This window comes from Zongyangia sp., assembly GCF_965361945.1.
On sequence record NZ_CBDTOK010000003.1, the window covers coordinates 25,986 to 36,786 of the forward strand.

At 45.5% G+C, this 10,801-nt stretch carries 12 protein-coding genes and 1 tRNA gene; 4 read left to right on the forward strand and 9 right to left on the reverse strand.

The genetic code is table 11. From position 1 onward, the window contains the following. Positions 1–52: 52 nt before the first annotated feature. The 3 genes from ACZ25G_RS00280 to ACZ25G_RS00290 all read right to left on the reverse strand — a co-directional run bounded on the left by ACZ25G_RS00280 (position 53) and on the right by ACZ25G_RS00290 (position 2,390). A complete protein-coding gene (locus ACZ25G_RS00280) occupies positions 53–487 on the reverse strand; it encodes a MarR family winged helix-turn-helix transcriptional regulator (protein WP_224771606.1) in 435 nt (144 codons plus the stop codon). Positions 488–817: 330 nt separating this feature from the next. Then, on the reverse strand, positions 818–2,224 hold the full coding sequence (locus tag ACZ25G_RS00285; RefSeq protein WP_463681139.1) for a DUF4417 domain-containing protein: 1,407 nt from the start codon (positions 2,222–2,224) through the stop codon (positions 818–820). Positions 2,225–2,313: 89 nt separating this feature from the next. Then, positions 2,314–2,390, reverse strand: a tRNA-Pro gene (locus tag ACZ25G_RS00290). A gap of 302 nt (positions 2,391–2,692) precedes the next feature. Here ACZ25G_RS00290 and ACZ25G_RS00295 point away from each other — a divergent pair. Both ACZ25G_RS00295 and ACZ25G_RS00300 read left to right on the forward strand, forming a co-directional pair. Continuing rightward, the gene (locus ACZ25G_RS00295) at positions 2,693–2,971 is read left to right on the forward strand and encodes a Nif11 family protein (protein ID WP_342682820.1); all 279 of its coding nucleotides are present in this window, start codon (positions 2,693–2,695) and stop codon (positions 2,969–2,971) included. 42 nt (positions 2,972–3,013) lie between these two features. Further along, the gene (locus tag ACZ25G_RS00300; RefSeq protein WP_191482664.1) at positions 3,014–3,193 is read left to right on the forward strand and encodes a hypothetical protein; all 180 of its coding nucleotides are present in this window, start codon (positions 3,014–3,016) and stop codon (positions 3,191–3,193) included. 31 nt (positions 3,194–3,224) lie between these two features. On the opposite strand, the gene ACZ25G_RS00305 is transcribed toward ACZ25G_RS00300, so the two are convergent. Further along, the gene (locus ACZ25G_RS00305; RefSeq protein ID WP_191482663.1) at positions 3,225–4,160 is read right to left on the reverse strand and encodes an aldo/keto reductase; all 936 of its coding nucleotides are present in this window, start codon (positions 4,158–4,160) and stop codon (positions 3,225–3,227) included. A gap of 203 nt (positions 4,161–4,363) precedes the next feature. Here ACZ25G_RS00305 and ACZ25G_RS00310 point away from each other — a divergent pair, with 203 nt between their 5' ends. After that, positions 4,364–6,349 carry a fructose-1,6-bisphosphatase gene (locus ACZ25G_RS00310; protein ID WP_463681143.1) on the forward strand — a complete coding sequence of 662 codons (1,986 nt, stop codon included), beginning with the start codon at positions 4,364–4,366 and terminating at the stop codon, positions 6,347–6,349. A gap of 90 nt (positions 6,350–6,439) precedes the next feature. On the opposite strand, the gene ACZ25G_RS00315 is transcribed toward ACZ25G_RS00310, so the two are convergent. The 4 genes from ACZ25G_RS00315 to ACZ25G_RS00330 form a co-directional block, all read right to left on the reverse strand. Next, positions 6,440–7,216, reverse strand: a complete 777-nt coding sequence (locus tag ACZ25G_RS00315; RefSeq protein WP_463681140.1) for an anti-sigma-I factor RsgI family protein — start codon at positions 7,214–7,216, stop codon at positions 6,440–6,442. Then, positions 7,209–7,691: a sigma-70 family RNA polymerase sigma factor gene (locus tag ACZ25G_RS00320; RefSeq protein ID WP_191482661.1), complete on the reverse strand. Its 483-nt coding sequence runs from the start codon at positions 7,689–7,691 to the stop codon at positions 7,209–7,211. The genes ACZ25G_RS00315 and ACZ25G_RS00320 overlap by 8 nt, the downstream gene beginning before the upstream one ends. A gap of 19 nt (positions 7,692–7,710) precedes the next feature. Further along, on the reverse strand, positions 7,711–8,004 hold the full coding sequence (locus ACZ25G_RS00325; RefSeq protein ID WP_463681141.1) for a hypothetical protein: 294 nt from the start codon (positions 8,002–8,004) through the stop codon (positions 7,711–7,713). Positions 8,005–8,093: 89 nt separating this feature from the next. Further along, a complete protein-coding gene (locus tag ACZ25G_RS00330) occupies positions 8,094–8,798 on the reverse strand; it encodes a TIGR02453 family protein (RefSeq protein WP_191482659.1) in 705 nt (234 codons plus the stop codon). A 179-nt stretch (positions 8,799–8,977) separates the two neighbouring features. On the opposite strand from ACZ25G_RS00330, the gene ACZ25G_RS00335 reads away from it, so the two are divergent. Beyond that, positions 8,978–9,196 (forward strand): hypothetical protein, encoded by a 219-nt coding sequence (locus ACZ25G_RS00335; RefSeq protein WP_191510007.1) that lies wholly within the window; start codon positions 8,978–8,980, stop codon positions 9,194–9,196. 45 nt (positions 9,197–9,241) lie between these two features. Here ACZ25G_RS00335 and ACZ25G_RS00340 read toward each other — a convergent pair. Further along, positions 9,242–10,801, reverse strand: a 1,560-nt coding sequence (locus ACZ25G_RS00340) for a M56 family metallopeptidase (RefSeq protein WP_463681142.1), incomplete at its 5' end; no start/stop codon positions are given.

Genomic DNA, 10,801 nt, shown 5'->3' on the forward strand with positions numbered 1-10,801 from the left:
TCCTTCCATTTTGCTGATTCAGTCCCATATCCCTTAAATTAGTCATTCTCCATCAACTGGCTTCGGTAAGATTTTCGTACATTTTTTTCAAATACCACCGTAGGTTTTCCTGATCTTTCTGTGTCAAACCCTTTACCAGCTGCTTTTCCATCTCTTCCCTTTCGGAAATTACATCTTTCACAAATTTATCTTCCTTGCCTGTGAGCCTCACAATTTTCATTCGCTTGTCCTCGTGGCTGGTAGATGTTTCAATGAATCCTTTTTCTTTCATCAATCTGAGAATATTTACAACTGTGGGATGGGATATCCTCATGAAATTTTGAATTTCTTTTTGGCTAGCTTCCTTCTCCCCTTCCCTCATTCTTAAAAAGTGCAGTATCTTCATTTGCTGCATCGTCAAGTTAAATTCCTTACAGTTTTTGTTTACTTTCTGTCCGATGGTCTCACTCAGGATTTTGATCATTGATCCGATACTTTGAGCTTCCATCACTGAACCACCTCCTTTATTTTAATATGTAGCATGCTACTTATTACTGTCGCATGCTACATATTATAGGAAATATTAATTGATAAGTCAACATCTTTCTAAAATTCTTTTCTTTAATTCCTACATCTTCGGCGAATCGCCATGACTTTTTCATAGATGTGCGATATTCTTGTGCTATTATTCCAAAATAAAATCCACATACAAGTAGGAGAATACAAAGAAAGAACCTGGAGTCAAAACTCCAGGTTCTTTCTTTGTGTGGTCCGAGTATAATTATAGGACTTGGAAAAGTTCAGGAATATCAATGGTTTGCAAGCAAGGGGGGGTATCTTAAACTGACCGAAACACAACAGTAACCTTTGTGATAATATCCCGCAGTTGGTAAGAATCTACCTCGTACTCAAGGATATCCCCGGATGTTGCAAAAGATCGTTCTGTTTCCTGAATGCCGCTGTGGGAAATATAAATTCTTCCATTGCGATGGGTAATGCTGTAATGGACTCCATTCCAGAGAAACTCCACTTCTCCATGCCATCTCATGCAGGTCTGAAAATCGCTTATGGTTGTAAAGCGATTTTGTTCCAAGGAATTGGAGGGGACAATTGTGTTTTTCATCATATAGAACCTTCTTTCAAAGTTCTTAAACTCAGGTGCGCCATCGGGGTAATTGATAGGAGGCTGTGGATCAGGGAAACCAGCAGGGTTATCCCAATTGATGGGATGATCGTGGGGATTTGTATGTGCCCAAGGTTGCCTGTGGTCAGTATAATGTCTTTCCAGTTCTGCTCGTCCATCGCTTCCAATTTTTGTATCAACACGATAGCCGTTCTTATATGTTGTTTTAATTTCTCCGGGTTTACCAAGAAAACGCTGGTCGTCAGGTTTATTTGGGCTGGGTTTCCATTTTCCACCATACGCACTGCCGCCGCCCTTGTCAATCAGGAACGGCTCTATTGTATCATGATTTGTATAGAAAGAACCACCAATTTTGAAAGATTCCAGGTCTTCTTTCTGAAATCCGCGCTCGTAATTCATATACCGCCAAGAACTGCGTTCATAGTCCACATCAATAATATTTCCCTGCATCTCTGGAAACGGCGTGTTATAGCAGATGATTTTCTCCGGCTCAATGCGCCGCAGCATCTCGTTGTAGCCAGCCAGAAACCATTCCTTTTGATCACAGCGATTGTCGTGCTCAGATGCCATATAGGTGGAGACAGCAACAACACTTCCTTTTTCGATCCCCTCAAAACAGAAATCAAAGGAGGATTCATCGCCCCAGTTGACGGTGGGGATCACCCGGAGCCCTTTGGATGCCCAGTAGGCGCCGCACCAGCGATTGCGGAATACATTGTATAGTTGCATGACAGGCGCCATTTCCAGGTACATACTGAAATCCGGCGACAGCACCGCACGGTAGCGGGAGAGTTTTTCAATGTCGTTGTCGGGATTCTTCCAGACTCGCTCAAAGCGGTAGTCGTAAAGGAAAAAATGCACCATGCGGTCAAGATGGTTTTGATCTTCCAGATGAGTCTTGTCAAAACCAATCAACAAAAGATCATCAAAGTCTCCGGGCTTTTCTTGGAACTTGGGAATGATGGGGATTTTTAACTTTCCTTTGCCTGGAAACTGGTTGCGAAGCAGCGTCTGACTCGTTCGGTAATTGTAGTTTTCTTCAGTCGTAGATATGCCTCCTGCACGAAGTAAGAAACAAGTCCTTCTACATACAGGTTCCAAAGCGGCGAGAGTTATACATTTTCATGCAACACCGTAAAACTTATCGATCAGCAATAAAAAAATCGGAGTATCCAAATTGGATACTCCGATGGTCGGAGTAGGGAGACTCGAACTCCCGGCCTCTTGGTCCCGAACCAAGCGCGCTACCAAGCTGCGCTATACCCCGTTCCTCTGATTAACAGCAAGTAGTATTATACATGATCCTCCATTTCTTGTCAATATGAGAAAACCATTCCTTACTTTTTATAGAGGTCATCACAGCCCTATTTTTGCATTTTATTTTTATCATCATTCATTTTTCGCTTCTCACCTCCATAATATCGCATTTTTTTAATTATTTCTGCATTTTTCAGCATTAATTCTTGCAAATTTATTGCATTGTTCCAACTCTTGTGCTAGGATAATATTAGATGAATAAGAAATGTAAAACAAAATGATTTAAAAGATGCTTATAAATGAGGTGATGGTATGAACCGAACGGAACAACTGCTCGCGCTGTTATGGGAACAGGCAAAGCGGGATCCGAAATTGCGAGAGAAACTATTGGCTTCAAAAAATGCGAAGGATCCCATGGATGACTTCTGCCAAAGCGCCAAACAGGCCGGATATGATATCAGCGTCGGTGAGCTATTTGCGTTGGGCCAAGAGAGCAGCGACAACCAATGCAAAAGCACCAATGGAGGAAATCCATCTCCTTATGCGTCCTTTGAAGATGCTTACGAAAATTTTATATCCTCTTTGGAATGATAAAGAACGTCTCAGGTCATACTATCCCTGAGGTGATTGCCTATGGATCAATTTCATCCGGTTAGTTTTGGCTTTGGCGGCGATCTGGAAATGGCAGGTTACTATGATTCCTTGCCAGATGCCCTCAAACGGGCTCTATGCTACCACCTGTCAGAATTTCGCTCGGTAGATGAGCTGAAGGACTACGTAGACAAGCTCAATTCCCATGAAAAAAACGTCTGAGTTTCCTCAGACGTTTTTTCATATAGAGCGCTTAGGGAATCATATTCCCTGCTGCCTCATAGATCTCATACCATTCTTCTTTGGTCAGCACAAGCTCAGAACCTTGGCAGCTTTCAATGAGACGCTGGCTGTTGGTTGTACCCAGGATAATCTGCATATTGGCCGGATGGCGGGCAATCCAGCCGGTAGCGATCGCATTTTTGGTAACCCCATATTTCTTCGCTACCTTATCCATCACTTCGTTAAGCTCTGGATATCTTTCCATATCCCCTACAAAAACACCTTCGGTAAAGCCCCACTGGAAGGGAGACCAAGCCTGGATGGTCATATCGTTCAGGCGGCAGTAATCCAAAATAGCGCCATCCCTGTCGAAACTCTGGGGAATATCCATGTTGACAGCAATGCCAACGTCAATCATGTTGGTATGGCAGATACTCAACTGCAACTGATTGACTACAAGTTTATAAGGTACATATTTTTGCAACAGCGCAACCTGCTGAGAATTCTGGTTGGAAACGCCGAAATACCGCACCTTGCCGGTAGAATGTAGAATTGCAAATGCCTCTGCTACCTCTTCCGGCTCCACTAGGGCATCCGGCCGGTGGAGAAGCAACAGATCTAGATAGTCGGTTTTCAGCCGATGGAGGCTGGCGTCCACTGCCGCCAGGAGATGCTCCCTGGAAAAGTCATAAATGGTGTGCCCACTGGGCAGTCTGCGGATTCCCACCTTGCTCTGGAGCACCATTTTCTCCCGGATATCGTCATTCATGCCAATGGCCTCTGCAAACAGGCTCTCGCATTTTCCTCCATCGTATACATCGGCATGGTCAAAGAAGTTGATCCCCTGCTCCATAGCGGTCTTGATGTGCTTTTCTGCCGCATCTTTAGAAAGCTCGCTCAGATGCATGCAACCCATCACAATATTCGAAGCGCAAATGTCAGTATTTTTGATCTTGATATATTTCATGATAACACTCCTATCTTCCGGAAATCCGGTCCTTTTTTCGTCTACTCTTTCATCATACCCCTGCTGTCCTTAAAGTCAAGCCCTATGGAGAAAAAACGCGGCTGGAACAAGTTGCTAAATTGACAGTCTCACTGCCAACAGGTTATACTTAGAAAAACAGCATTTATGCCAATAATGTGACGGAAAGAAGTGACAATATGGAGATGCCAAAACAGACCAGAGAAGACGTAATGCAGCATCTAAAATACCTGCGGATGCTATCCAACCAATATCCCAATATTCAGGCCGCCTCCACAGAAATTATCAATCTCCAGGCCATTTTAGGCCTTCCCAAAGGAACAGAGCACTTTATGTCCGACCTCCACGGAGAATATGAGGCTTTTATTCATATCCGCAACAGCGCTTCCGGGGCGATCCGGGAGAAGGTCGATGCCCTTTACCAAAATACTGTCACCAAAGAGGAAAGGGCCGAACTTTCTACCCTAATCTACTATCCCAAAGAGAAGCTGGAGGAAATCACCTCCCGGGTTGCTGATCTGCCGGAGTGGTATAAGATCACCCTCAACCGGCTGTTGGAGCTATGCCGGTTGCTGGGAAGCAAATATACCCGGTCCAAGGTGAGAAAAGCCCTTCCTACAGACTTCGACTATATCATTGACGAGTTAATCAATGTCAATTATGATGCCCATAATAAAGAGGAATACTATGCCAACATTATTTCTACCATCATCGACATTGATCGGGCTGATGCCTTTATTATTGCCCTCTGCACTACCATCAAGAGGCTCATTGTAGATCGGCTCCATATTGTTGGGGATATTTTTGACCGCGGCCCTCGGGCTGACATCATCCTGGACAACCTGATGGAACACCACAGTGTGGATATCCAGTGGGGCAACCATGACATTCTCTGGATGGGGGCCGCTACCGGCAGCCGCACCTGCATTGCCACCGTCCTCAACAATTCCATCACCTACAACAACCTGGAAGTCATTGAAAGCGGTTATGGCATCAGTTTGCGTCCTTTGGCCCTCTTTGCCAACGAAGTTTATAAAAATTCCGATCTTTCCCGCTTTATGCCAAAGGTTCCCAATGAGCGGGATTACACCCTCAAAGACATGCTGCAAGGCGCGCGGATGCACAAGGCCATCGCCATTATACAGTTTAAGCTAGAAGGCCAGATTCTCCTCCGCCATCCGGAATATAAGATGGATGACCGGATGCTGCTGGGAAAAATTGATTACCAGCACAAAACAATTGACATCGATGGGGTCACCTATTCTCTCACCGACTGCGACTTTCCCACGGTGGATCAGAACGATCCTTACGCCCTGACAGAAGAGGAAGCCCTGCTGATGAAGCAGCTAAAAACTGCATTTCAGCACAGCGAAAGGTTACAGCGTCATGTGGGCTTCCTTTATTCTAAAGGCAGCCTTTACCGTTGTTTCAACTCCAACCTGCTTTTCCACGGCTGCATTCCTCTGAATCCCGATGGTTCTCTCATGGAGTTTAACCTGGGCGGGCAGACCCTTTCCGGAAAAAGGCTGATGGATTATGCCGACACCATTGCCCGTCAGGGCTATTATGCCAAAGAAGACACCCCTCAGAAGCAATATGGCAAGGATTTTCTCTGGTTTTTATGGTGCGGCCGCAACTCTCCCCTGTGCGGCCGGGAAAAGATCACCACCTTTGAGCGGCTGCTCATCGATGACAAAAATAGTTGGATGGAGCCGAAAAATCCCTATTACCGTTTTACCGATGACGAGGCCGTCGTCACCTTTTTGCTCGGGCAATTTGGACTGGGTTCTTCCTACTCCCACATTATCAATGGCCACATGCCCGTTAAATCAAAGGATGGAGAAAATCCCATCAAGGCCGGCGGAAAGCTCATTGTCATTGACGGAGGATTTTGCCGGGTTTATCAGCCCACTACCGGAATTGCGGGATACACTCTCATCTATAACTCCTATGGCCTCCGCCTATGCTCTCATGAGCCCTTTAGCGGCTTGGATAACGCCATTAAATTGAATAAGGATATCCTCTCTACCCAGGTGGTATTTGATCGGGCTTCATCCCGTATCACGGTTGACGAAACCGATGCTGGGCAGGGAATCCGAGAGCGAATCGCAGATCTCAAGCTCCTACTCAGCGCTTATCGGTTAGGAGCTGTCAGCGAGCGGCACGACTGACAATTTCATATCCGCTAATCATGGAAAAAAACTGGCTGTTGCATTTTTAGCAACAGCCAGTTTTATTCGCTGGGGAAAGTTCCGAAATTTCTATTCACTTTCCCCTTTTCGATTCTTTTTTCCGTGTCCGTAGCCTTGGTTTTTTCCGGCTCCCCAATGTCCCGTTTTATCCTGTTCATTTGGTCCATTGCTTCCGGCATTAGATAAGGTATTTAACAGGTCACGGATTTCTCGCATTGACATCTCTTGTATCTGCTCCGGTGTGATCTCAGGATCGAGAGCCTGTACCTCCAAAAACGCCTTATACTTTCCATAGGAAAGCCCTACCTCATGGGCCAAGGCGACCTCTTCTGTATCAGCCGCATAGCAGTAGGCATTACTTTGATCGGATGTGTATAATCTCATGCTGGAAACAATTCTTTCGCTTTGTTCTTGGTCATCCCCTACGACGGCAATGGATATGATTTCATCTTGCGACAAGTACTCTGCGATACTGGTGTTTTCCATAATCTCTTCTACCGCATTTTTATAGTCCATATTATTGACGCTTAGCGATGATGCCAGCTGCTCCCCGTCCTCATTATATCCTTTTACCGATATGACCTTATCAAAGCGATTGACACCCAACTCTAAAGATGGGTTAATATCTATGCTAATCGTTGAGGTAGGCGTAAAGTATATATGATAGCCGCCCCAACCGATCAGAAGAAGCAAAAAACAGACGGCTACTGGTATAAGTTTCTGAATGCCAAAATGTTTGCTTCTTTTGTATCCATGGGTCTCCTTGGCAAGAAAGGCTTTGGTTTTATCCTTTAAATCCTCTTCTGCGTGAATCAAATCAAAAGTTTCTTTCAGCTTGTCATTCATATTCATCACCTCCCAGCTTTTCCTTCAACATTTTTTTGGAACGAGTCAGGAGTGTATACACCGTATTGACGTTCTTTCCAAGAATACGGCTGATTTGAGGCGCAGTATAATTCTCGTAATAATGCAGATAGACCACGTCTCTATATTTTGCTGGAAGTGACAAAACGGCTTCTAAAACTTCCCTATTGTCGGGAGGAAGTTCGGCCGCTTGTTCTATCAATTGGTCAATTGATAGCGTCCGGCTACGGAAAAAACTTTTGAGCAGATCTTTACAGGCATTAATTGTCACCCGGATTAACCATGCCCGTTCGTGTTCATCACTTTCAAATTGAATCGCACTTTGCACATATTTTAAAAATACAGTCTGAAATACATCTTCCGTATCTGTATAATTTTTCAAGTGTACCATACAGATACGGCGAACTGTATCCGCATATTGCTCAATCGCGCGATTGGCCTCTTGTTCGCTCCTCATTTAAAAAACTCCGCATTTTTTATCTTTTGCATCTCCTATGCGCTCCATAGCCCCTACCTGCTCCATTTTGTGAGCACCTGCCACCGCCATAGTTATCGCAAACACCATCGTTATCCGCGTCTACATAGTTTTGGCCGCAATACCGCCCCGCCGCTCTCACGCCGTCTACTATGGCCTCATAGTTATCGCAAACGCCATTATTATCCGCATCTGCATAGTTTCGTCCGTAGGCAGAGCCAATTGCAAATGTGCTTGTTATTCCGATGGAAATTACCAATACTGCCACAACAACGCCTAAAAGTATCTTTTTCATCTTACTTCCTCCATTTTTATAAGTTTTTTCACTTAGAATACGATTGAAACGGAGGATTCCATTCAAAAAAGAAAAATATTTTAGATAATTTATAAAAGGGATGGCCGCTGTAGTTCGGTTTCGTGGAGAACCTGGGCCACCTTGACAAGAAATCGATAGATAGGGGTGAGCAACTGGAAGTCTTGGCTGAGCTTCTCGGCCAATTGATCCGAAAACAGAAGCTGAGCGTCGGCGCTCTCTGTATAAAACCCGATATTTCTCCGTTCCAGCCAAATTTTTTGCTCTTCCGGTGCCGACTGGTAACGGGGACGTTTAAAGCATTCCCCTTCCATAAGAAACAGGGACTGTTTTTGATAGGCTGCCATTGCCTGTTTAGCGTCCTTGTCCCCTTCCTGTATTAGTTTTCTCATGGTGTTCATATAATCGGTAGAAGCATGGTAGAATCCGCTTCCGTAATTAAAGCCATCGGGGCTAATTTCAAAATAAAGGCCGGGGACTTCTGTGCTGTGCATCTTGCCACGCTTAAAAATGATCCACATATGATCTCGATACCGTGATTTATCCTTGGAATAACGGGTATCTCTCCAAATGCGGCAGATGGTTCTGTCAATTTTGGGTTCGGTGGTCACCTTTGGGTCAATATCCAGCATGGTGGGCGTCAAAGCGATCACCAGCTCCCGCAAAGGCGAGATTACAAAGTCCCGGTATTCTTTTTTGTGGCTTTCAAACCACTCCCGGCTGTCGTGAAGCCGGTTTTCTATTAGAAAATCGATGGTTTTTGGGGAAAAGGGCATGGTGTTTCCTCCTTCATCAAAAACGTAGTACTTTTGCCACATCTTACTTTTTATTTTATTATTTTACTCTCTCTCCTTTCAAAAGACAAGCAACCCTTTTTGTCTCAAAAGCTTGCTCTTTTTTCCAGCTTAAATAAAGATACTTGTGGAAAAACTAAAGTGAAAGGAGCGTGTTATCAATGAAGAAAAACAATCATCCTCCCCGCCCCTATGATGCGGTGGATGAAGAGGAGCTTTATGAAGAAATGATGGATGTTGCGTCTTCTACCGAATGCACCGGACTGATGCCAACACCACCGGTAACCAAGCGAGAAACGGAATCCTACTCTAAAATTTATGATATCCCTCTGGCAAAAGACGAAACCGTAGATCACATGACCGACCATCCCAATACGTAGGAAAGCGCACGGCAGTTTCTCTGCCGTGCGCTTTGAGTTTATGATTTATCTTGTTAATGTGAGGCTTCTGGCGATCTCTTGTATCTGGCTATCGCTAGCCGCTCCTTCATTGATCGAGATAGCCACATATCGAAGCAACTCGGTGTTGTAGGATAAAATGCCTGGATTGTACCAAACCTCTCCTGACGCGTCCCCCTCCCGGTGATAAATCTGCACCGTAGCGGTACAGGTGGTCTCTGTCTGGGTCACCGGAGTATACTCGTTGTCCCAATTGACCATGGAGCCCAACATCAATTGATTATAAACGGAACGGTAAAAATTCTCTGCCGTTGTTCCTTCATATAACTCAAAATCGCAGTAGCTGATGGTTCCAATCTGTTCATCCCCCCTGTAAATGGCTACAGGGGCGTACAAAGTTGTTTCATTGGGTAATATGAGTCTGAGTTCCCAGTCTTCTGGCAGCTCCAGTTGAAGCTGAAAAGTATTCCCATCCGCCTCTCGGTAGGTTAGGGACGCAGTTCTACTTTCCAAGATGAACCGCACCGAAGTATCCCACAGAGGAACTGGCGCCTTCGGCTTTCCTCCCTCAAAAATCCAGGTAAGCGTATCACTATAGAGAACTTCCCCATTCTCCGAGGTGAAGGACACGTCAAAATAGAGTTCCGTTCCATCTATCACATCGCCGCTAAAGAGTTCCTGCTGATAGGTTTTCCCCGGCTCCCAGGAAGCGTTTGCCTCCTCCCCCTCAAAGGCGTGCAGCGACATATGAGACCCATCTCCCATAGGAGCTGTACCGCTGACATGAAGAAAAAGCTGGTACCTATCCGGAATATCAGCGGGAATGGTCATTGCTACCGTCCCGTTCTCAAAAGTAATACTCTGAAACAGGTTTTGAATAAATGCCTCTTCACTAAAATGGGGCGTCGCCTCGAACCATTCTTCCCCTTCTTCACCATATTGCCATATTTCCCCTGTCTCTTTGTCTACTCCTACCAGAATGGCTGGAGGATCACCTTCTCCTTCTGGAGGAAGCTGCACCAGAAAAGCGGCCAAAACCCTGTCCCCCATACTCCGGTCTCCATCCATTTCCACATTATATCCTTGGTACATATTTTCCACAGAGGCCAACATAGTATCAATGTCTAGTTGCGACTGGGAAGCGCTGGGGTTCTCTTGTTCTTCCCTGGGATTGGTCAGCAGCCCCACACCGACGGCAATAACCGCAATCAGCGCCACCACAGCGGCCCAGAAGGCCGGCTTCCGGTAACCCAGCACATTCTTAATCCTCCCCTTGGTGTTCCCCTCTCCAAAGGCAAGGGGTGATCCTCCCACAATGGTTCGTCCTGTAGCCAAAGCCAGCAGGGTCGCCGAATAGCCCCGCTTGGCTTCGCTTCCCAGCTTTTTGATGACGCTTTCATCACAGGACATCTCCATATCCTTGCTGCTGAGAAAAAACGCCAACCATACCAGAGGATTAAACCAGTGCAGGCAGACAAGCAAAAATCCAACAACCTTGACAATATGGTCCTTTCGCCGGATGTGGGTTTGCTCGTGGAGAAGGATATAGCGCCTTTCCTGGTCGGAAAGTCCGGAGGGAAGATATAT